The organism is Streptomyces sp. NRRL F-5122 (genome assembly GCF_001507435.1).
In the GTDB taxonomy this organism is placed as follows: domain Bacteria; phylum Actinomycetota; class Actinomycetes; order Streptomycetales; family Streptomycetaceae; genus Streptomyces; species Streptomyces lannensis.
On the sequence record NZ_LMWH01000290.1, the window covers coordinates 171809 to 191573 of the forward strand.

Sequence of the window (19765 nt, forward strand, 5' to 3'; positions counted from 1 at the left end):
GGAACTCCCGGGAACGCCGGAGCGGTCACGGCCACGGCCTGCGGGGGCACCACGGCCCGCACCGGCCGGACGTCAGGGTGAGGTGAGCCGGTTCGCCGTGTGCACCGCGCGGAGGACGGCCGCCGCCTTGTTGCGGCACTCGTCGTCCTCCGAGACCGGGTCGGAGTCGGCGACGACGCCGGCTCCGGCCTGCACGTACGCCGTGCCGTCCCGCAGCAGTGCCGTCCGGATGGCGATGGCGGTGTCGGAGTCGCCCGCGAAGTCCAGGTAGCCGACGCAGCCGCCGTACAGCCCCCGCCGGGACGGCTCGAGCTCGTCGATGATCTGCATCGCGCGCGGCTTGGGCGCACCGGAGAGCGTGCCGGCCGGGAAGCAGGCCGTCAGGACGTCGAAGGCGGTACGGCCCTCGGCCACCCGGCCCGTCACGGTCGAGACGATGTGCATCACGTGCGAGTACCGCTCGACGGACATGAAGTCGACGACCTCGACGGAGCCGGGCTCGCAGACCCGTCCGAGATCGTTGCGGCCGAGGTCGACGAGCATGAGGTGCTCGGCCCGCTCCTTGGGGTCGGCGAGCAGTTCCTCGGCGAGCCCCTGGTCCTCCTGGGGGGTCGCGCCGCGGCGCCGGGTGCCGGCGATGGGGTGCACCATCGCCCGGCCCTCCTCGACCTTCACCAGCGCTTCCGGACTGGACCCGACGACGTCGAAGCCGTCGAACCGGAACAGGTACATGTACGGCGACGGGTTGGTGGTCCGAAGCACCCGGTACACGTCCAGCGCGCTCGCCGTGCACGGTGTCTCGAAGCGCTGCGAGGGGACGACCTGGAAGGCCTCGCCCGCCCGGATGCGCTCCTTGATGTCCTCCACGGCCTCCTGGAAGTCCTTTCCGCCCCACCGCGCCGAGTACTCGGGCAGCTCGGACGGCGGAAGGACGGCGGGCGGCTGGGCGACCGGGCGGGACAGGTCCGCCTCCATCGCGTCCAGCCGGGCCACGGCATCCGCGTAGGCCTCGTCCACGCCGGTGTCAAGGTCGTTGTGGTTGATCGCGTTGGCGATCAGCAGGACCGAGCCCTCCCAGTGGTCCATGACCGCGAGGTCACTGGTGAGGAGCATGGTCAGCTCGGGGAGCCGCAGCTCGTCGCGCTCGCCGGGGCCGATCCTCTCCAGGCGGCGCACGATGTCGTAGCCCAGATAGCCGACCATGCCTCCGGTGAAGGGCGGCAGGCCCTCCTGACGGGGCGTGTGCAGGGCCCCGACGGTGGCCCGCAGGGCGGCCAGTGGATCGCCGTCGACGGGTACGCCCACGGGCGGGGTGCCCAGCCAGTGCGTCCGCCCGTCCCGTTCCGTCAGGGTGGCGGCGCTGCGGACGCCCACGAAGGAGTAGCGGGACCACGAGCGGCCGTTCTCCGCCGACTCCAGCAGGAAGGTGCCCGAGCGCTCCGCGGCCAGCTTGCGGTAGAGCGCGACCGGGGTGTCGCCGTCGGCGAGGAGTTTGCGCGTGACCGGGATGACGCGGCGGTCGGTGGCCAGTTTGCGGAACGTCTCGAGGTCCATGGCGGCAGACCTTACTGATCCGCGGACGGCACGCCGGGACCGGCGTCCTTCAGGAGCACGTCGGCGTCGAAGCAGGTGCGGTCGCCGGTGTGGCAGGCGGCGCCCACCTGGTCGACCTTGACCAGCAGGGTGTCGGCGTCGCAGTCCAGGGCGACCGCCTTCACGTGCTGCACATGACCGGAGGTGTCGCCCTTGACCCAGTACTCCTGACGGCTGCGCGACCAGTACGTGCAGCGGCCGGTCGTCAGGGTGCGGTGCAGCGCCTCGTCGTCCATCCAGCCGAGCATCAGCACCTCACCGGTGTCGTACTGCTGGGCGATGGCGGGGATCAGCCCGTCGGCGCTGCGCTTGAGCCGCGCCGCGATCATCGGGTCGAGGCTGCTGGGCCTGCTGGGGTCGGGCGTGCTGGTCATGCGGACCATTGTGCCGCGCCACGCCGGGCGCCCCGGCCACCGTCCGGTGGGCGGACCGTCCCCCCGGTCGTACGCTGACTCCATGTCGACCCATGCAAAGCGTGAACGACTCCTCCTCGCCGATCTGTTGGAGGCCGAGGGCCCGGACGCCCCCACACTGTGCGAGGGCTGGAACACCCGTGACCTGGCCGCGCACGTGGTGGTGCGCGAGCGCCGCCCGGACGCCGCCGGGGGCATCCTGATCAAGCAGCTCGTGCCACGCCTGGAGAAGGTGATGGAGGAGTTCACCGCGAAGCCGTACGAGGAACTGATCCAGCTCATCCGTACGGGCCCGCCGCGCTTCTCGCCCTTCTCGCTGAAGCAGATCGACGAAATGTCGAACACCGTCGAGTTCTACGTCCACACCGAGGACGTCCGCCGGGCGCAGCCCGATTGGACCGCGCGTGAACTGGACGCCGTTTTCCAGGACGCGCTGTGGTCGCGGCTGGAGCGGACCGCCCGGATGACCGGTCGCGGCGCGCCGACGGGGCTGGTGCTGCGCCGCCCGGACGGGCAGACCGCGGTCGCCCACCGGGGCACTCCGGTCGTGACGGTCACCGGCGAGCCCTCGGAACTGCTGATGTTCGCCATGGGCCGGCGGCGGGTGGCGGACGTGCAGCTGGAGGGCGACGAGGACGCGATCGCGAAGTTGCGGAACGCCGACGAACTGGGGAAGTGAGTCCCTGGGCCCCGGCGGCGGGTTCAGCGGGGAAGTTCGGCGCGCCGCAGGTCGCGGACGCACAGGGCGACGACCCCGCCGAGCCCGCAGACGGCGGCGCTGACGACGAAGACCGGGCCGGTGCCCCATGCCCCGACGGCGGCGGCGGACAGCGGCATGCTGAGCGGTGCGATGCCGAGGCTGACGATGCCGCCGACCGCACTCACCCGGCCCAGGTAGGCGGGGTCCGCCTTCGTCTGCAGCAGGGCGCCGCACAGGGCTCCGCTGAGCCCGGCGAGCAGGCCGATGAGCAGGGCGGTGCCGACGGCGGCGAGCAGGCTCGGCACATAGGCCAGGGAGCCGATCGCGACCGCCCCCAGCAGGATGGCGACGGCGGCGATCCGTCCGGCGTGCGGCAGCCGGCCCCGCACGGTCAGCGTGAGCGCGGCGGCCCCGGCGCCCAGGCCGAACCCGGCGAGCACCCATCCCATCCCTGAGGCGCCCCAGCCACGCTCGTCGGCGAGCAGGGTGAGCCCGATGTTGAGCGGGCCGACGAAACCGAGGTCGCCGAGCGCGATGGCCACGATCAGGGGCGCGAGGACCCGGTGCCCCCGGATGTAGCGCAGGCCGTCGCGTAGGTCGCGCCAGGGCCTCGTTCCGCCGGGCCCTGCGGGCTCCACCGGGGCCGGCTCGCGGACGCGTACGGAGATCAGCAGCGGCACGGAAACGGCGATCAGCAGCCCCGCCAGCGCGAACGCCCCTGCCGCCCCGCCGAGCGCCACACCGAGGCCGCCGAGCGGCGCTCCGACGACGTTGGCGAACCGTATGGCGAGCCCGCGCATGCCCTGGACACGGGCGAGCTGACCGGGTCCGGTGATACGCGCCGGCAGGGCGCCCACGGCGGGCATGAACACGGCGTCGACGGTGCCGAAGACGACGGCGAGCGCCGCCAGCAGCCACAATTCGGGGCGGGTGAGCCACAGCATCGCCGCCACCGCGAGCACGGCCGCGCAGCGCACGGTGTCGCTGCCGATGACGACCCGGCGCGGGCCGAACCTGTCGGCGACCACGCCGCCGCCCAGCATGAGCAGCGTCCGCGGCACCGCGCTGACCGCCGTGACCACTCCGGCCTGGGCGGGCGTGCCGGCCTGGACGGCCGCCCAGGACAGGGCGAGGAAGAAGACGCTGTCGCCCACCATCGAGGCGGTGTAGGCGCCGATCCACCGCAGGACGTTGCCGTCGCGGTGGGCGGGGAGCTCCGGGGCGTGCGGCTCGGCAAAGGGCGCGATCACGGTGGTCAAGACGGTGGCCCCTCTCAGACGCGGAACGGGAATCCGTACATGTGCAGGGCGACGTGCTCGCGCCCTTCGCTCTCGCCGGCCGCCTCGGCGGCACGGCCCTTCGCGTCGTACTTCCTGGCGAGCGCCTCCAGTTCCTGCCGCAGCTCGCCGAGTTCGGAGGCGGTGAGGTGCAGCCACGACTCGTTGTCCACGGCCGCGGTGTTCCACTCGGGGGTCCAGGTGGGGCGTTCGTCGAGGTAGCGCCGGTAGAGGTCGGCCCGCTGGTCGTGGAAGAGCCGTGAGGCCGCCAGGTGGGCCGCGGCCCTGCCCGGTTCGCCGCGGAAGTCCGCGTCGTGGATGCTCACCCCGTCCGAGGCCGCCCGCCACCAGCGTTCCCGGCCGTCCCCGCTCTGCGGCTCGGCCTCCTCGAGCAGCCCGTGTTCGGCGAGTTTGCGCAGGTGGTAGCTGATCAGCGAGACCGCCTCGCCGACGCTGTCCGCGAGTTGGGAGGCGGTGACGGCGCGCTGTGCGCAGACCAGCCGGTACAGGTTCGCCCGCAGCGGATGTGCGAGCGCCTTCAGCGTGCCCACATCCGTGATCCGGCGGTTCTCCTCGCTTGGCATGCCACAACCGTAGATACGAAAGAAAAATTGCACAACAGATTTTGCGCAACTTTCCTTTCGTTTCCGTCGCGCAAGAAGCCCCGGCCACCCGGGGAGCGGCCGGGGCTCACATCGGGCGTGGTGTCACCTCACCGGGTGACCTGCCGCCCGCAGGGTCTCCTTCACCTCGCCGATCCGCAGGTCGCCGAAGTGGAACACGGACGCCGCCAGGACGGCGTCGGCACCCGCGGCGATGGCCGGCGGGAAGTCGGCGGCCGCGCCGGCGCCGCCGGAGGCGATGACGGGGACGGTCACGTGCTTGCGCACGGCCGCGATCATCTCCAGGTCGTAGCCGTCCTTCGTCCCGTCCGCGTCCATCGAGTTGAGCAGGATCTCGCCCGCGCCCAGCTCGGCCGCCCGGTACGCCCACTCGACCGCGTCGATGCCGGTGCCGCGCCGTCCGCCGTGGGTGGTCACCTCGAACGAACCGGACGCCGTGCGGCGCGCGTCCACCGACAGCACCAGGACCTGTCGCCCGAACCGCTCGGCGATCTCGCGGATCAGGTCGGGGCGGGCGATCGCGGCCGTGTTGACGCCCACCTTGTCGGCGCCTGCCCGCAGCAGCCGGTCGACGTCCTCGGCCGTGCGGACACCACCGCCGACCGTCAGCGGGATGAACACCTGCTCGGCGGTGCGGCGCACCACGTCGTACGTCGTCTCACGGTTGCCCGAGGACGCGGTGATGTCCAGGAAGGTCAGTTCGTCGGCGCCCTCGGCGTCGTACACCTTGGCCATCTCGACGGGGTCGCCCGCGTCGCGCAGGTTCTGGAAGTTGACGCCCTTGACGACCCGGCCGTTGTCCACGTCCAGGCAGGGGATGACTCGGACCGCCAGGGTCATGAATCCACGGCTCCTCTTGCTGCTTCTAGCCTCTGAAGGCTTCCAGTTCCACTTCGACCAGGATGCGGGGGTCGACGAAGCCCTCCACGACCAGCAGGGTCGCGGCCGGGCGCACGGAGTCGAAGATCTCCTTGTGGGCCCGGCCCACGTCCTCGACGTCCCGCGGATGGGTCAGATACATCCGGGTCCGGATCACCGAACCGGGACCCAGCCCGAACTCGGCGATCGCCTCGAGTGCGCCGGTGAACGCCACCTTGGCCTGCTCGTACGGGTCGCCTTCCCCGTACAGCACCGAGCCCTTGAAGGCCGTCGTACCGGCCACGAGCACACGGTCGCCCGCCGCGACGGCACGTGCGAACCCGAAGGACTCTTCCCAGGGACTTCCGCTCTGCACGCGCCGTACGGCATCGGACGTCATGACGACACTGCCTCCAAGGCCTCTTCCAGGGTGAACGCCTTCGCGTACAGGGCCTTCCCGACGATGGCACCCTCGACACCGAGCGGGACGAGATCGGCGAGCGCCCGCAGGTCGTCCAGGGAGGAGACACCGCCGGAGGCCACGACCGGGCGGCCGGTGGCCGCGCAGACGTCCTTCAGCAGCCGCAGGTTCGGGCCCTGGAGCGTGCCGTCCTTGGCGATGTCGGTGACGACGTACCGCGCACAGCCCTCCTTGTCGAGGCGCTCCAGCGTCTCGTAGAGGTCGCCGCCGTCACGGGTCCAGCCCCGGCCCCGCAGGGTGGTACCCCGCACGTCGAGGCCGACCGCGATCCGGTCACCGTGCTCGGCGATCACCTCGGCGACCCACTCGGGCGTCTCCAGGGCCGCCGTGCCGAGGTTCACCCGGGTGCATCCGGTCGCCAGGGCGGCGGCCAGGGTCTCGTCGTCCCTGATGCCGCCGGACAGCTCGACCTTGATGTCCATCGCCCCGGTGACCTCGGCGACGAGCGCACGGTTGTCACCGGTGCCGAACGCGGCGTCCAGATCGACCAGGTGCAGCCACTCGGCGCCCGCCGCCTGCCAGGCGAGAGCGGCCTCCAGCGGGGAGCCGTAGGAGGTCTCGGTCCCGGACTCGCCGTGCACGAGGCGGACGGCCTGGCCGTCGCGGACGTCGACGGCGGGGAGGAGTTCGAGCTTGGCCATGGTCTACAGGGTTCCGATCCAGTTGGAGAGCAGCTGTGCTCCGGCGTCGCCGGACTTCTCGGGGTGGAACTGCGTGCCCCGCAGGGCACCGTTCTCGACGGCGGCCACGAACGGCGCGCCGTGCGTCGTCCAGGTCACCTTGGGGGCGAGCAGCAGCCGGCTGCTCGTCTCGAACCGCCAGTCGTGGACGGCGTAGGAGTGCACGAAGTAGAAGCGCGCGTCCGCGTCCAGGCCGGCGAACAGCTCGGAGTCGGACGGCGCCTCGACGGTGTTCCAGCCCATGTGGGGCACGATCTCGGCCTGGAGCGGCTCGACGGTGCCGGGCCACTCGTCGAGGCCCTCGGTCTCCACACCGTGCTCGATGCCGCGCGCGAACAGGATCTGCATGCCTACGCAGATGCCCATGACCGGACGGCCCCCGGACAGGCGGCGGTCGATGATCCAGTCACCGCGCGCCCGCTTCAGACCCTCCATGCAGGCGGCGAAGGCCCCGACGCCCGGCACCAGGAGGCCGTCGGCGTTCATGGCTGCGTCGTAGTCACGGGTGATCTCGACATCGGCTCCCGCACGAGCCAGCGCACGCTCGGCGGAGCGGACGTTGCCGAAGCCGTAGTCGAAGACCACGACGCTCTTCGCAGCGCTCAATTCCACACCTCCAGCCGGAGGACGCCGGCGACGAGGCACAGGCCCGCGCTGATCGAGAGCAACACGATCAGGCTCCTCGGCATCTGCTGCTTGGCGAAGGAGATGATTCCGCCGACGAGGAAGAGGCCGACGACGATGAGGACGGTGGACAGTCCGTTCATGGCTTTACAGCGCGCCCTTCGTGGAGGGGAGGATGCCGGCCGCGCGGGGGTCGCGCTCGCTCGCGTACCGCAGAGCCCGTGCCAGCGCCTTGAACTGGCACTCCACGATGTGGTGCGCGTTGCGCCCGTAGGGCACGTGCACGTGCAGCGCGATCTGGGCCTGGGCGACGAAGGACTCCAGGATGTGCCGGGTCATCGTGGTGTCGTACTCGCCGATCATCGGCGCCATGTTCTCGGGCTCGGTGTGCACGAGGTACGGGCGGCCGGACAGGTCGACGGTGACCTCGGCGAGCGACTCGTCCAGCGGGACCGTGCAGTTGCCGAAACGGTAGATCCCCACCTTGTCGCCGAGCGCCTGTTTGAAGGCTGCGCCGAGCGCGAGGGCGGTGTCCTCGATGGTGTGGTGCGAGTCGATGTGCAGATCGCCGTCGGTCTTCACCGTCAGGTCGAACAGACCGTGCCTGCCCAGCTGGTCGAGCATGTGGTCGTAGAAGCCGACACCGGTGGCGATGTCGGTCCTCCCGGTGCCGTCGAGGTCGATCTCGACGAGGACCGAGGTCTCCTTGGTGGTGCGCTCGATTCTTCCGACGCGTCCCTCGCGAGTCATGCGCTGTACTCCTTCTTCAGTTCACGTACCGCGTCGAGGAACGCGTCGTTCTCCTGTGGGGTTCCGGTGGACACCCGCAGCCATCCGGGCACGCCGTTGTCCCGGACCAGGACACCCCGGTCGAGGATTCCCCGCCAGGCCTCGTGGGCGTCGGCGAACCGTCCGAACTGCACGAAGTTCGCGTCGGAATCCGTCACGTCGTACCCGAGCGCGCGCAGTTCCGCGACGAGCCGGTCCCGCTCGGACTTCAGCTGCTCGACGTACTTCAGCAGAGTGTCGGTGTGCTCCAGGGCGGCCAGGGCGGTCGCCTGGGTGATCGCCGACAGGTGGTACGGCAGCCGTACGAGCTGGACCGCGTCCACGACCGCCGGGTGGGCGGCGAGGTAGCCGAGGCGCAGGCCCGCCGCCCCGAATGCCTTCGACATCGTCCGCGACAGGACGAGGTTCGGCCGGCCCTCGATGAGCGGCAGCAGCGAGTTGCCGTGGCTGAACTCGATGTACGCCTCGTCCACGACGACCATGGAGGGCTTCGCCGCCTGCGCGGCCTCGTACAGGGCGAGGACCGTCCCGGCGGGGACCGCGTTGCCGGTGGGGTTGTTGGGGGTCGTGACGAAGACGACGTCCGGCCGGTTCTCGGCGATCGCCTTCTCGGCCGCGGCGACGTCGATCGTGAAGTCCTCCTCCCGCGGGCCCGGGATCCAGCCGGTGCCGGTACCGCGCGCGATGAGCGCGTGCATCGAGTACGACGGCTCGAAACCCATCGCCGTGCGGCCGGGCCCGCCGAACGTCTGCAGCAGCTGCTGGATGACCTCGTTGGAGCCGTTGGCCGCCCAGACGTTCTCGAGGGCGACCTCGTACCCGCCGGTCTTGGTCAGGTACTCGGCGAGCCTCGTACGCAGCTCGACGGCGTCCCGGTCCGGGTAGCGGTTGAGGTGCCGGGCGGCGTGGCGCACCCGCTCGGCGATCCGCTCGACCAGCGGCTCGGGCAGCGGGTACGGGTTCTCGTTGGTGTTCAGCCGCACGGGGACGTCCAACTGGGGTGCGCCGTAGGGCGACTTCCCCCGCAGTTCGTCCCGTACGGGAAGATCGTCGATTCCGAAGCTCACTTGCTCTCAGGCACCTTCCAGCCGAACCGGGCCTTGATCGCGGCGCCGTGCGCCGGCAGGTCCTCCGCCTCCGCGAGCGTCACCACATGGTGGGCGACCTCGGCCAGCGCGTCTTTCGAGTAGTCGACGACATGGATGCCGCGCAGGAAGGACTGGACGGACAGGCCCGAGGAGTGGCAGGCGCATCCGCCGGTCGGCAGCACATGGTTGGAACCGGCCGCGTAGTCGCCGAGGGAGACCGGCGCCCAGGGGCCGACGAAGATCGCGCCCGCGTTCCGCACCCGGTCGGCCACCGCGGCGGCGTCCGCCGTCTGGATCTCCAGGTGTTCGGCACCGTAGGCGTCGACCACCTTGAGGCCCTCCTCGACGCCGTCGACGAGCACGATCGCGGACTGCCTGCCCGCGAGCGCCGGGCGGATCCGGTCCTCGATGTGCTTGGTGGCCTCGACCTGCGGCTCCAGTTCCTTCTCCACCGCGTCGGCGAGGTCCACCGAGTCGGTGACCAGGACGGCGGCCGCCAGCGGGTCGTGCTCGGCCTGGCTGATCAGGTCCGCGGCGACATGCACCGGATCGGCGGTCTCGTCCGCGAGGACCGCGATCTCGGTGGGACCGGCCTCCGCGTCGATGCCGATCCTGCCGGTGAAGTAGCGCTTGGCCGCGGCGACCCAGATGTTGCCGGGGCCGGTGACCATGGTGGCCGGCGGGCAGGACTCGGTGCCGTAGGCGAACATGGCGACCGCGGTCGCACCGCCGGCCGCGTACACCTCGTCGACACCCAGCAGGGCGCAGGCGGCCAGGATCGTCGGGTGCGGCAGTCCGCCGAACTCGGCCTGGGCCGGGGAGGCGAGGGCGACGGACTCGACACCCGCCTCCTGCGCGGGCACGACGTTCATGATCACGGAGGAGGGGTAGACGGAGCGGCCGCCCGGCGCGTACAGCCCGACGCGGTCCACCGGAACCCACTTCTCGGTGACGGTGCCGCCGGGTACGACCCGGGTGGTGTGCGCGGTGCGGCGCTGCTCGCGGTGGACCAGACGGGCGCGGCGGATGGACTCCTCCAGGGCCGCGCGCACGGCCGGGTCGAGCCCGTCGAGCGCCGCACCGAGGGCCTCGGCCGGGACCCGAACGGACTCCAGGCGTACACCGTCGAACTTCTCGGCGAAGTCGATCAGCGCCGCGTCGCCGCGATGATGCACGGCCTCGCAGATCGGGCGCACCTTCTCCAGGGCGGCCGAAACGTCGAAGTCGGCTCGGGGCAGCAGGTCACGCAGGGCAGGCCCTTCGGGGAGGGCGTCGCCGCGCAGATCGATTCGGGAGATCACAGGGCTAATTCTCTCAGACGGCGATGGCCCGCTGGACAGCCGTATCAATGGCTGATACGGAGCGTGGTCGGCCGCGCGGATTGCGTGGCCACCGGGGCGGTGGCGGGGGGCCCCGCTCGCGCGGCGGCCGACCCGCGCCCGCGCGTGTCGCGGCGTGGGCGACACACCCGGCGCCAGTCGGCAAGGGGGGTGCCCGGCGGCCCGCTCCCGGCCCCGGCACCGGGCTCGAGGTGTCCGCCCGCCGGCGGACCCGCCGGATGCCGGAGTTTGGTCCGGTGTGCCCCGAACGGCCACCCGCTCCACACCGGCGCCGAGATCCGGCCGAACTGCCCGGCGACGCTCGCGACCGCCGGGGCGCAACCGCCGCTCCGGGCGGGCCCCGAAACGCCTCGCCGTCCGCGATCCGGAATCCGCGTTCCGGTACCTGGGATCCGATCGGCCCGGGTCCGCCGCCCCCGGCTCCCGGCCCTCATGCGCGGTGGCGCCGAGACCGTGCGCCGACCGGCCCCGGGCCCCTCGACCTCCGGCGATGCGGTTCCGCGACCCGCCACGGCGGTGTGACGGGCATCCGGGATGGCCGGATCGGGTGACCGACACCCCGCCCGGAAGATCGTCTTCACCGATAGCGTTCGGCCGGTCACACAACGGGCATGAACGGTCGTACGTGACCCGTGAGTAGCCGGGGAGAAGGGAAGGTGCCGTGACCGAGGGTGCCGGCGTCCACGACGGGGACCTGCCGGAGGACCTGACCGCGACAGAGGCCGGGATGTGGCAGGCCTTCCGCAACGGCAGCGAGTACGACCTGCGCAGCGGGGACGCCGCCGCGGACGATCCGCACGGCGGCGTCCCCTGGGGACCCGACCGCTCCGTGCGGGCACGGATCGTGGCCTGGCTGCTCCTGGACGGGCCGCACGCGCTGGCGGGGCGGGTCTCCTCGCTCAAGCTGACCGGTGTGCGGATCACCGACACGCTGGACCTGGCGGGCGGCACGATCGTGCCCTACGTGGAGCTGATGGCCTGCCGGTTCGAGAAGGAGGTCCTCCTGCCGGAGGCCCGCTTCACGACCGTACGGCTGGTGGACTGCTCGGTGCCGCGTCTGGAGGCGGCACGGGTGCAGACCGAGGGTGATCTGCATCTGCCCCGCTGCCGCTTCCACAACGGCGTGCGGCTCACCGACGCGCACATCGGCACCGATCTGCTGCTCAACCAGGCCGTCGTGTACCGGGACCGGCGCGGCCGCTCGATCACCGCGGACGGGCTGACCGTCGGACAGGACCTCCAGGCCGAGATGCTGGAGTCGCACGGCGAGCTGAGCCTGCGCAGCGCGACCGTCGGCGTCTCACTGAGTCTGCGCGGCGCCCGGCTGACCAACCCGTACGGCCGGCTGGCGCTGAACGCCCCGCAGCTGACGGTGGAGCGCTCGCTCTACCTCACCCCGGCGGGCGTCGGCAATCCGCTGCTGACCAGTGGGACGACGCCCGCGCGCGGGACGCGGGTGCAGCGGTTCGAGTGCCGGGGCGGGATCCGACTGGACGACGGGCGGTTCGGGGACGCCGTCGACCTCGAGCAGGCCCTCTTCGCCCTGGAGGACGACCAGGAGCTGTCCCTGCGCCGGATCCAGACCCCGGAGCTGCGCTTCCTGGGCGAGGGACCCGAGCGCGGCAAGGTGGTCCTCTCGGGCGGCCGGATCGTCACCCTCGTCGACCGATGGACGAGCTGGCCGGTCACAGGCAACCTGCACATGGGCGGTTTCACCTACGAGAACCTCGTCCCGCAGGACGCCTTCCCGCTCGCCCGGCGCCTGGAGTGGGTGTCGGCGGCGACCGCCGAGTACAACCCGGAACCCTATGAGCGGCTCGCGACCGTGCTGCGCAATTCCGGGGAGGACGAGGACGCCCGCGAGGTGCTGCTCGCCAAGCAGCGGCGCCGACGCGAGACGCTGCCGCTCGGGGCCAAGCTGTGGGGGTACGCGCAGGACTGGACCGTCGCCTACGGCTACCGGCCCGGCCGCGCGGCGGTGTGGATGGCGGTGTTGTGGGCGGCGACGTCCATCGCGTTCTCGCACGCGAGCCACCCCCCGGTGAACAAGGACGGCCATCCGGCGTGGAACCCCTCCCTCCTCGCCCTTGACCTGCTCCTGCCCGTCATCGACCTCGGCCAGGTCGGGCAGTGGCAGCTGAGCGGCGGCTGGCAGTGGCTTTCCGCGGTGGTCATCCTGCTGGGCTGGATCCTGGCGACGACCATCGCGGCGGGGGCGACGCGCCTGCTGCGGCGGGGCTGAACCGGGCAGCGGCCGGACGGCATACACATAGGGGCCCAACAGCACCGAAACAGCCTTCTTTTACCTACTCTTGACTATTGAGAGTACAACTAACTGCGGATTGGGTTTTCGCCCTGGCGCGTTCCCGACCTGCGGCTTTTCAATGGTCGACACCATGTCACTGCTGCGCGCGTTCATCCGTACGACACGGATGACCCGTTCCTCCTCCCACCTCGCTCCCGGGCTGCCCGCGGACGCCGAGGTGCTGCTCGACGCCCCCGACGAGCACCTCGCACCGGCGCTGGTCGCGGCGGCCCAGGGCGACCACGGCCCGGCGGCCAAACTGCTCGCGACCACACGGGAGAACGCCGAGTGGGAGGACCGCGACCGGTATGTGACACGGCTCGCCGATTTCGCCCGCTTTCGCGACGAATGGTTCGAGGAGTGGTGCGCCGTCTCCCCTGACGACCCGGACGCGCTGCTGGTGAAGGCGGAACTGACCCTGACGCACGCGTGGGAGTCACCCGACCGTGCCGAACTGCTGCGGCTGACGGGCCCGTTGATCGCGACCGCCTGCGAGGGCGATCCGCGCGACCCCGTGCCGTGGCGGATCGCGCTCGACCACGCACGGGGCACCGAAGCGGGCCACCGGGAGTTCGAACGCCTGTGGGGCGAGGCAGTTCACCGCTGCGCGCACCACTACGGCTGCCACGTGGCGGCCCTGCGCTACCTCGCCTCCTCCTGGCACGGATCGCACGGCGAGTGCCTCGACTTCGCCGAGACCGCCGCGCAGGACACGCTGCCCGGCTCCCTCGTGCAGGCGCTCCCCGTGCGTGCGGCCTTCGCCTATCTCGCCTACGGCGGCGGCACGGAGGTGGGCCGCGAACGGCTGGACGCGGCGGCGGACCGGGCGATCGCGCTGTCGGCACGGTACGCGGCCGCCGACCCGTGGCCCGCGGAGGTGCGCAACCTCCTGACGTTCGTCCTGGTCGGGCTGGAGCGCTGGGAGGACGCGATGGCCCAGCTGCGCATGATCGGCCCGTATGCCACCTCGTTCCCCTGGGACCGGGTCGACGACGATCCCCTGGGCCTGTTCCTGCGGCTACGGGAGGGCGTCAGCCGCGAGGTGTCGGCCGGCCGGCCCGCGCGTCCGGCCCGGCCGCTGCTTCCACGAAGTGGGCATGCCGGGCCCACGTCGTCGCGCGGCCATTAGGCTTTCCCGTCGTGACCACCGTCCGGCTCCCGCTCTTCCCCCTGAACTCGGTGCTGTTCCCGGGACTCGTGCTCCCGCTGAACGTCTTCGAGGAGCGCTATCGCGCCATGATGCGCGAACTCCTGAAGACCCCCGAGGACGAACCGCGCCGCTTCGCCGTCGTCGCGATCCGCGACGGCCACGAGGTGGCTCCCAGCACTCCGGGCATGCCCGACCCGACAACCGTGCCCGACCGGGGACCCGCCGCGGGTTTCGGGGCTGATCCGGCCAAGGCCTTCCACAGGGTGGGCTGTATCGCGGACGCGGCGACGGTCCGGGAACGGGCCGACGGCACGTTCGAGGTGCTGGCGACGGGCACCACCCGTGTCCGTCTGCTCTCGGTGGACGCCTCGGGCCCGTATCTGACGGCCGAGTTGGAGGAGCTGCCGGAGGAGCAGGGCGACGAGGCGGGCGCGCTCGCGGAGGGTGTGCTGCGGGCGTTCCGGCAGTACCAGAAGCGGCTCGCGGGCGCGCGGGAGAGGTCGCTGTCGACGGGTGCGGATCTGCCGGACGAGCCGTCGGTGGTGTCCTACCTGGTGGCGGCGGCGGTGATGCTGGACACGCCGACGAAGCAGCGGCTGCTCCAGGCACCGGACACCGCCTCCCGCCTCCGCGACGAGCTGAAACTGCTTCGCTCGGAGACGTCGATCATCCGTAGTCTGCCGTCGTTGCCGGCGTCCGAGCTGACACGGACTCCGACCAGTCTGAACTGAAGCACGACATGTGGGGAACGGCCGGGATGGCGAAGAAGACCAAGAAGCAGCAGCCCGGGGGAACCCCGGCGACGGTGGCGCTGACCTCGGCCGGAGTGGAGTTCACGGTCCACTCCTACGAACACGACCCGTCCCACCCCTCCTACGGCGAGGAGGCGGCGGAGGCGATGGGCGTGTCCCCCGACCGGGTCTTCAAGACGCTGGTGGCGGACGTGGACGGCGCACTGGTCGTCGGGGTGGTCCCCGTGGCGGGATCACTGGACCTGAAGGCGCTGGCGACCGCGGTGGGCGGCAAGCGCGCCGCGATGGCCGACCCGACCCTGGCAGAGCGCACGACCGGGTACGTGCGGGGCGGCATCTCTCCGGTGGGCCAGCGCAAGAAGCTGCGCACGGTGGTCGACGACTCGGCGTCGTCGCACGCCACGATCTGCGTCTCGGCGGGCCGCCGCGGCCTGGAGGTGGAATTGGCCCCCGACGACCTCGCGAGGGTCACAGAGGCGATCCTGGCGCCGATCGCGCGTGCGTGAGCACTCGACGGACGGCCGTTCCTCGGCTAGTACGGAAACATGTCGAAGAGGACACGCAAGCGCAAATGGCGCACGAAGAAGGGTCACGCCAATCACGGCCACCGGCCGTCGTGACCACGTCCCGCAACAAGATCAGCGCCGGGCGGCTCGGCTGAGCCGGCCCGGCGCCTTGGCGCCCCCGGGGGTCACGCCGCGGGCGGCCCCCCGTAGGAGGTCGCGTACGGGTCCGGATCACGCGGGCCGAACAGACCCGTCAGACCGAGGTGCACCACCAGGGCGGCCAGCGGCCACGCCAGCAGCGCCCCCTTCGCGCCCAGCTTCAGGGGCGCGGAGAACGTCACCCCCTTGCCTACGGTCTTGGCGTGGGCGATCACGTTCTGCGTGGGTCCGAGCCAGACCCCGACACGCCAGGCCAGCACGGAGCCGAGCAGTCCGCCCAGAGCGAGCGCCACGACCAGCGGGACCCCGCCGCGCCGACGCGCCAGGAAGACGACGAGGGCGCTGACGGCGCCGAAGGCGAGCGCCAGCAGGGTGAACGTCCCGTCCACACCGATGGCCTGCTCGCCCTCGGTGTCCTTCAGATAGACGACCCAGTTCTTGTCGACCAGATCTCCCACCAGCGGAACACGCGGCGCGAGCCACGCCCACAACAACCCGAGCACCACCCCCGCGAGGGCGACGCACACCGTGATGACAGCCGCCTCCAGCACCTCGGTCTTCATTCCGGGCCCGTCCGTCTTGAACGCGGGCGTGGCTCCGTGCGGGGCGGGTCCGGCTCCCGGAGGGGCGGACACGGCTTGCCACCCGTGATGCGCAGAGTGCGGTGACTGTTCATGCGGCGGCGGGGGAGGAGTCAACGGAGCGGTCACCTTCACATCCTGCCAGTCGTGTCGGTCAAAGGCGTCACCGGACGGCCGCTCGGCGGTACGCCCAGGTCGCCAGGGCGAGCGAAGCCACCCCGACGGCGGCGCACACCCCCAGGTCACCGAGGACGAGCGCCCAGTCCGGATCTCCGCCGAAGGTCCGCGCGAACGCCTCGACACCATAGGTCGACGGCAGGGCGTCCCGCACGAGCTGTACGACCTCCGGCATCCGGTGGGCCGGCAGCACGCCCAGCAGCAGCGCCGCCGACATGCCCAGCTGGCCGAGCAGCGTAGCCAGTTCGGGGCGCGGCGCGAGCAGCCCGAGCGCGGCGCCGAGCCCGGACAGCGCGGCCCCGGCCAGCGGGATCACCGCGAGCAGTACCCACAGATGGGCGAACGGCAGCCCGAAGAGCACACACCCGAAGACGGCGGTCACCACCGTTCCGGGCACGGTGAAGGACGCGTACGCCCCGGCCGCCCCCAGGACCACCGCGGAGGCGGGCACCGGCAGCGTGGCGTAGTGGTCGAGTCCACCGTTCGCGCGCAGCTGGCCGAAGTACTGCGCCAGCAGGTTCAGCCCGACGTAGGCGACCACGAGCACGGACGAGCCCGCCACCACCGACCGCGCGTCGTCCCCGCCGGACACGACCCCGCGCAACATGACCATGATGCCGATCGACTGGAACGTCGCCACGAACAGCAGCGGGATCCGTGCGACCCGGGCCCGGGAGAGCTGCGCGCGGTACACGGCGGCCAGGGACGGCCACAGCCGCGGCCGCGGCCCGAGGACCGCGGTTTCCTCCGCGTCGTCGTCGGCCACCCTGACGCCGGGCAGAACCTCGGCGGGTACGACACTCACGTCGCGCTGCTCCTCTTCGTTGCTGCCGCCCCGCCCGGCACGGACGCGGCGCCCCTTCCGCTCCATACGGACCCGGCGACCCGCGCGCTCATGCCTTCACCAGCCCCTGGGTGCTCCCGCCGAGCGCCAGGTAGACGTCCTCCAGGCTGGGGGTGGCCAGTGTGAAGTCGTCGAGGGCGGCGAAGGCGGCACCGCCCGTCACGGTGGCGACGGCCGCACGCGCCTCCTCGGGGGCCATCCGCAGCGACCACCGCCGGCCGGACTCCACGGCGCGGGCGCGCAGTGCCGCGACCTCGGGCACCTCGAGCGGCGCCTGCTCGCGCCACACGAGTTCGACCCGCACCTCGCCCGCCACGCGCTCCTTGAGGCCTGCCGGCGTGTCGCAGGCGATGACACGTCCCCGGTCGAGGACGGCGACCCGGTCGAGAACGGTCTCCGCCTCGATGACGTTGTGGGTCACGAGCACGACGGTGCTCCCCCGCTCGGCGCGCCGCCGGTTCACGGCGGCCCACACGGCCCGCCGGGCGACGGGGTCCATCGCGGTGGTCGGCTCGTCGAGCACGAGCAGCGGACGGTCCCCCATGAGCGCGGCGGCGAAGCACGCGAGCCGGCGCTGGCCGCCGGAGAGCTTGTTGAGCGGTCGTGAGGCGATCGATGTGAGACCGAGTTCCGCGAGCACGTCGTCCCGCTCCTCGCGCGCCCGACGCACCTCGAGACCGCGCAGCCGCCCCGTCGTCTCGGCGGCGAGCGAGACGGTCAGCTCGTCGAGCGCGGTGGACTCCTGCCCGAGATAGGCAAGGATCCGCGCCGCCCGCTCGGGGTGGCGCACGATGTCATGTCCGAGGATCTCGATACTGCCGCGGTCGGGACGCATCAGACCGGTCAGCTGGCGTACGAGGGTGGACTTTCCGGCGCCGTTCGGCCCGAGCAGCCCGAAGATCTCACCGCGGCGGATGTCCAGCCGTACGTCGTCGGTGGCGCGCACCTCGGGGGACCCGGGCGCGCCGCGTCGGCCGCGTACCGCCGGATAGGTCTTGGCCAACCCCCGCACGGCGCACACGACGGCGCCACTCTGCCGTTGTGCCTGTGCGGTGCGCGTACTCACAAGGGACGAGGGTACGGGGTACCGCCGGTCGCCCGGCTCCCGGGGCCCGTCGGCCCCGCGTGCTTCAGGGCCCGGCAGGTGAGTGCTCCGTCGCGGTGCGCTGGTCGATCTCCCTCCAGAACCCGGCCCGGATGGCGTACCGGTCACGCTCGTCGATCTGGTCGTCCTTGTGCGCGAGCAGCCCGAACCGCGCCGCGTAGCGCAGCAGTTCCCCGTCGATGCGGTGCGGCACACGCGGATACATGCCCGACAGCTTCTGCAGCTGCGTCTGGTCGGCGAGTCGCCCGATCCACCGCCGCGCGAACACCTGCCCCACCTCGTAGGGGTCCCCGCCCACCGTGGTGATGTCCTCCTCCCGGTCCGCCCAGCGCTGCTCCGCGGTCGTCAGCTGCGCCAGTGTCGGCAGCGAGACGGCGTCCGGCGGCTCGGCGGCGACGGGCCGGTCCACCCAGCCCTTGTCGGAGGACCACCGCAGGGTGGCCCCGGCGGGCTGCTGCACGGGGGGCGCGCCGTGCGCCCTCAGGGTCGCCAGGTCCTTCGGGGTGGGGACGCCCTTGGGGGCCGACACCCGCTCCTGGGTGCCGTTCGGCGAGGCGGACGCCGTGACGTGCTCGGGCTGGGCGGCGGGCCGCTCCGCGGTGGTGGCGAGCGCGGACTCGGGCAGCGGAGCCGACAGGATCGCGGCGATCTCCGGGCGCGGCGCCGGCGGGGGCGCGCACACCCCGCCCAGTTCCTTGGCCCGCACGGCCTTGGTGATCCAGGTCCGGTCGAGCACACGCCGCTCGTCGGCCTCGGCGACCAGGTCCTCGGACTGGTTGTAGTCGCCGTCGGCCGCCTGGACGGCCCACAGGTGCACGGCGACCCCGTGCTCCTTCGCGGCCATCATGCCCGGCAGCAGATCCCCGTCGCCGGTGACGAGCACGATGTCCGAGCAGGCGCGGTTGCGGGCCAGCTCGGTCAGTTCCGCGTGCATCGCGGCGTCGACGCCCTTCTGCGCCCACCGTCCGTCGCTGCGGGTCAGCGCGCCCAGGCGCACGGTCACCCGGGGCATCACTCGCAGCCTGCGGTGCTCCGGCTGCGGCACCCGGTCGGGGGCGCCGTCGAACCAGTAGATGCGCAGCAGCGGCCGTTCGGTGTCCGACTCGGCGCGTTCGCGCAATCCCAGGATGAGAGCCGCGTGGTCGACGGTGATCCGGGACCTCGAGGGCTCCCCGGCGAGCAGACTGGCGGCAGCCCCGAGCAGATACCCGGCGTCCACCAGGACGATGCAGCGGTCCACGCGTTCCACCCTCTTTCCGGGAGGTTTGCTTCGGGCTTCCTTCGAGTCTGCCCGACCGCCGGGAGGTTAACGGCCCGAACTCGATCTTCGGCGTGGCGGAATGCGGTCACGGCCCCTCCACTGCCTTTGTCACGGACGGTAATTGCACGAAATGCGTTCTTTATCAGCCTATGTGAATCTGGTCCCGGCCCTGGCCCCTAGATCCCCCACAGGAGGCATCACCATGGCCAAGAACAAGAACCGCAAGCAGGCCGGCACGCAGAGCCGCTCCTCGCAGCCCGAGCAGGCACAGGATCAGTCGCACAGGCCCGCTTCGGAGTCGCACGATTCCCCGGTGTCGCAGGTCCAGGGCAGCCCCGCGGATGTCGCCCGTAAGAAGCAGAAGAGCTTCGGCCACAACTGAAGCCTGCGCCAGGGCCGTTGAAGCCCCGGAACATAAAGAGGGGCGCACCCGTGGACGGGTGCGCCCCTTGGGCGCAG

General features: G+C 71.9%; 22 protein-coding genes. 6 read left to right on the forward strand and 16 right to left on the reverse strand.

Annotated features, from left to right (window positions below; genetic code table 11):
* Positions 1–72 precede the first annotated feature (72 nt).
* Complete coding sequence (locus ADL25_RS41915; RefSeq protein WP_059133191.1) at positions 73–1554, reverse strand: anthranilate synthase component I; 1482 nt, start codon at positions 1552–1554, stop codon at positions 73–75.
* Positions 1555–1565: 11 nt separating this feature from the next.
* On the reverse strand, positions 1566–1967 hold the full coding sequence (hisI, locus tag ADL25_RS41920; RefSeq protein ID WP_059133293.1) for a phosphoribosyl-AMP cyclohydrolase: 402 nt from the start codon (positions 1965–1967) through the stop codon (positions 1566–1568).
* 82 nt (positions 1968–2049) lie between these two features.
* Here hisI and ADL25_RS41925 point away from each other — a divergent pair, with 82 nt between their 5' ends.
* Positions 2050–2685: a TIGR03085 family metal-binding protein gene (locus ADL25_RS41925; protein WP_059133192.1), complete on the forward strand. Its 636-nt coding sequence runs from the start codon at positions 2050–2052 to the stop codon at positions 2683–2685.
* Positions 2686–2708: 23 nt separating this feature from the next.
* Here the strand turns inward: ADL25_RS41925 and ADL25_RS41930 are convergent, their stop codons facing one another.
* The 10 genes from ADL25_RS41930 to hisD all read right to left on the reverse strand — a co-directional run bounded on the left by ADL25_RS41930 (position 2709) and on the right by hisD (position 10427).
* A complete protein-coding gene (locus tag ADL25_RS41930) occupies positions 2709–3965 on the reverse strand; it encodes an MFS transporter (protein ID WP_059133193.1) in 1257 nt (418 codons plus the stop codon).
* Between the two features lie 14 nt (positions 3966–3979).
* Positions 3980–4567 carry an ArsR/SmtB family transcription factor gene (locus ADL25_RS41935; protein WP_059133194.1) on the reverse strand — a complete coding sequence of 196 codons (588 nt, stop codon included), beginning with the start codon at positions 4565–4567 and terminating at the stop codon, positions 3980–3982.
* Between the two features lie 123 nt (positions 4568–4690).
* Complete coding sequence (hisF, locus tag ADL25_RS41940) at positions 4691–5446, reverse strand: imidazole glycerol phosphate synthase subunit HisF (protein ID WP_059133195.1); 756 nt, start codon at positions 5444–5446, stop codon at positions 4691–4693.
* A gap of 25 nt (positions 5447–5471) precedes the next feature.
* Positions 5472–5864 (reverse strand): RidA family protein, encoded by a 393-nt coding sequence (locus ADL25_RS41945; RefSeq protein ID WP_059133196.1) that lies wholly within the window; start codon positions 5862–5864, stop codon positions 5472–5474.
* Positions 5861–6586 (reverse strand): bifunctional 1-(5-phosphoribosyl)-5-((5-phosphoribosylamino)methylideneamino)imidazole-4-carboxamide isomerase/phosphoribosylanthranilate isomerase PriA, encoded by a 726-nt coding sequence (priA, locus tag ADL25_RS41950; RefSeq protein WP_059133197.1) that lies wholly within the window; start codon positions 6584–6586, stop codon positions 5861–5863. Before priA ends, ADL25_RS41945 begins: the two co-directional genes overlap by 4 nt.
* 3 nt (positions 6587–6589) lie before the next feature.
* Entirely contained in the window at positions 6590–7237 is a 648-nt protein-coding gene (gene hisH, locus ADL25_RS41955) for an imidazole glycerol phosphate synthase subunit HisH (protein ID WP_059133198.1), read from the reverse strand.
* A complete protein-coding gene (locus ADL25_RS50115; RefSeq protein WP_059133199.1) occupies positions 7228–7392 on the reverse strand; it encodes a hypothetical protein in 165 nt (54 codons plus the stop codon). The genes hisH and ADL25_RS50115 overlap by 10 nt, the downstream gene beginning before the upstream one ends.
* Positions 7393–7396: 4 nt before the next feature.
* Positions 7397–7999: an imidazoleglycerol-phosphate dehydratase HisB gene (gene hisB, locus ADL25_RS41965; protein ID WP_059133200.1), complete on the reverse strand. Its 603-nt coding sequence runs from the start codon at positions 7997–7999 to the stop codon at positions 7397–7399.
* Positions 7996–9105, reverse strand: coding sequence for a histidinol-phosphate transaminase (locus ADL25_RS41970; RefSeq protein WP_059133201.1), 1110 nt, complete (start codon positions 9103–9105; stop codon positions 7996–7998). The genes hisB and ADL25_RS41970 overlap by 4 nt, the downstream gene beginning before the upstream one ends.
* Positions 9102–10427 (reverse strand): histidinol dehydrogenase, encoded by a 1326-nt coding sequence (gene hisD, locus ADL25_RS41975; RefSeq protein WP_059133202.1) that lies wholly within the window; start codon positions 10425–10427, stop codon positions 9102–9104. The genes ADL25_RS41970 and hisD overlap by 4 nt, the downstream gene beginning before the upstream one ends.
* Before the next feature lie 700 nt (positions 10428–11127).
* Between hisD and ADL25_RS41980 the strand changes: the two genes are divergently transcribed.
* From ADL25_RS41980 to ybaK, 4 genes are all read left to right on the forward strand, one after another.
* A complete protein-coding gene (locus ADL25_RS41980) occupies positions 11128–12708 on the forward strand; it encodes a hypothetical protein (RefSeq protein ID WP_059133203.1) in 1581 nt (526 codons plus the stop codon).
* A 142-nt stretch (positions 12709–12850) separates the two neighbouring features.
* Positions 12851–13900 carry a hypothetical protein gene (locus ADL25_RS41985; protein ID WP_079050965.1) on the forward strand — a complete coding sequence of 350 codons (1050 nt, stop codon included), beginning with the start codon at positions 12851–12853 and terminating at the stop codon, positions 13898–13900.
* A gap of 11 nt (positions 13901–13911) precedes the next feature.
* On the forward strand, positions 13912–14652 hold the full coding sequence (locus tag ADL25_RS41990; RefSeq protein ID WP_059133204.1) for an LON peptidase substrate-binding domain-containing protein: 741 nt from the start codon (positions 13912–13914) through the stop codon (positions 14650–14652).
* Between the two features lie 26 nt (positions 14653–14678).
* Entirely contained in the window at positions 14679–15179 is a 501-nt protein-coding gene (gene ybaK / locus ADL25_RS41995; protein ID WP_059133205.1) for a Cys-tRNA(Pro) deacylase, read from the forward strand.
* 185 nt (positions 15180–15364) lie between these two features.
* Here the strand turns inward: ybaK and ADL25_RS42000 are convergent, their stop codons facing one another.
* The 4 genes from ADL25_RS42000 to ADL25_RS42015 form a co-directional block, all read right to left on the reverse strand.
* The gene (locus tag ADL25_RS42000) at positions 15365–16048 is read right to left on the reverse strand and encodes a DUF2567 domain-containing protein (protein ID WP_059133295.1); all 684 of its coding nucleotides are present in this window, start codon (positions 16046–16048) and stop codon (positions 15365–15367) included.
* Between the two features lie 34 nt (positions 16049–16082).
* Complete coding sequence (locus ADL25_RS42005; protein WP_059133296.1) at positions 16083–16901, reverse strand: ABC transporter permease; 819 nt, start codon at positions 16899–16901, stop codon at positions 16083–16085.
* 88 nt (positions 16902–16989) lie between these two features.
* Positions 16990–17961, reverse strand: a complete 972-nt coding sequence (locus ADL25_RS42010) for an ABC transporter ATP-binding protein (RefSeq protein ID WP_059133206.1) — start codon at positions 17959–17961, stop codon at positions 16990–16992.
* 109 nt (positions 17962–18070) lie between these two features.
* Positions 18071–19285 carry an NYN domain-containing protein gene (locus tag ADL25_RS42015; RefSeq protein WP_059133297.1) on the reverse strand — a complete coding sequence of 405 codons (1215 nt, stop codon included), beginning with the start codon at positions 19283–19285 and terminating at the stop codon, positions 18071–18073.
* Between the two features lie 223 nt (positions 19286–19508).
* Between ADL25_RS42015 and ADL25_RS42020 the strand changes: the two genes are divergently transcribed.
* Positions 19509–19688, forward strand: coding sequence for a hypothetical protein (locus tag ADL25_RS42020; protein ID WP_059133207.1), 180 nt, complete (start codon positions 19509–19511; stop codon positions 19686–19688).
* The last annotated feature ends 77 nt before the right edge of the window (positions 19689–19765 follow it).

What these genes read in the sequence shown, in the direction of transcription:
- hisF (WP_059133195.1), bottom strand. Translation starts at nt 5,446, where the DNA reads ATGACCCTGGCGGTCCGAGTCATCCCCTGCCTGGACGTGGACAACGGC.
- ybaK (WP_059133205.1), top strand. Translation starts at nt 14,679, where the DNA reads ATGGCGAAGAAGACCAAGAAGCAGCAGCCCGGGGGAACCCCGGCGACG.
- hisB (WP_059133200.1), bottom strand. Translation starts at nt 7,999, where the DNA reads ATGACTCGCGAGGGACGCGTCGGAAGAATCGAGCGCACCACCAAGGAG.
- ADL25_RS50115 (WP_059133199.1), bottom strand. Translation starts at nt 7,392, where the DNA reads ATGAACGGACTGTCCACCGTCCTCATCGTCGTCGGCCTCTTCCTCGTC.
- ADL25_RS41935 (WP_059133194.1), bottom strand. Translation starts at nt 4,567, where the DNA reads ATGCCAAGCGAGGAGAACCGCCGGATCACGGATGTGGGCACGCTGAAG.
- ADL25_RS41985 (WP_079050965.1), top strand. Translation starts at nt 12,851, where the DNA reads ATGGTCGACACCATGTCACTGCTGCGCGCGTTCATCCGTACGACACGG.
- hisI (WP_059133293.1), bottom strand. Translation starts at nt 1,967, where the DNA reads ATGACCAGCACGCCCGACCCCAGCAGGCCCAGCAGCCTCGACCCGATG.
- ADL25_RS41925 (WP_059133192.1), top strand. Translation starts at nt 2,050, where the DNA reads ATGTCGACCCATGCAAAGCGTGAACGACTCCTCCTCGCCGATCTGTTG.
- priA (WP_059133197.1), bottom strand. Translation starts at nt 6,586, where the DNA reads ATGGCCAAGCTCGAACTCCTCCCCGCCGTCGACGTCCGCGACGGCCAG.
- ADL25_RS41945 (WP_059133196.1), bottom strand. Translation starts at nt 5,864, where the DNA reads ATGACGTCCGATGCCGTACGGCGCGTGCAGAGCGGAAGTCCCTGGGAA.
- ADL25_RS42020 (WP_059133207.1), top strand. Translation starts at nt 19,509, where the DNA reads ATGGCCAAGAACAAGAACCGCAAGCAGGCCGGCACGCAGAGCCGCTCC.
- ADL25_RS41915 (WP_059133191.1), bottom strand. Translation starts at nt 1,554, where the DNA reads ATGGACCTCGAGACGTTCCGCAAACTGGCCACCGACCGCCGCGTCATC.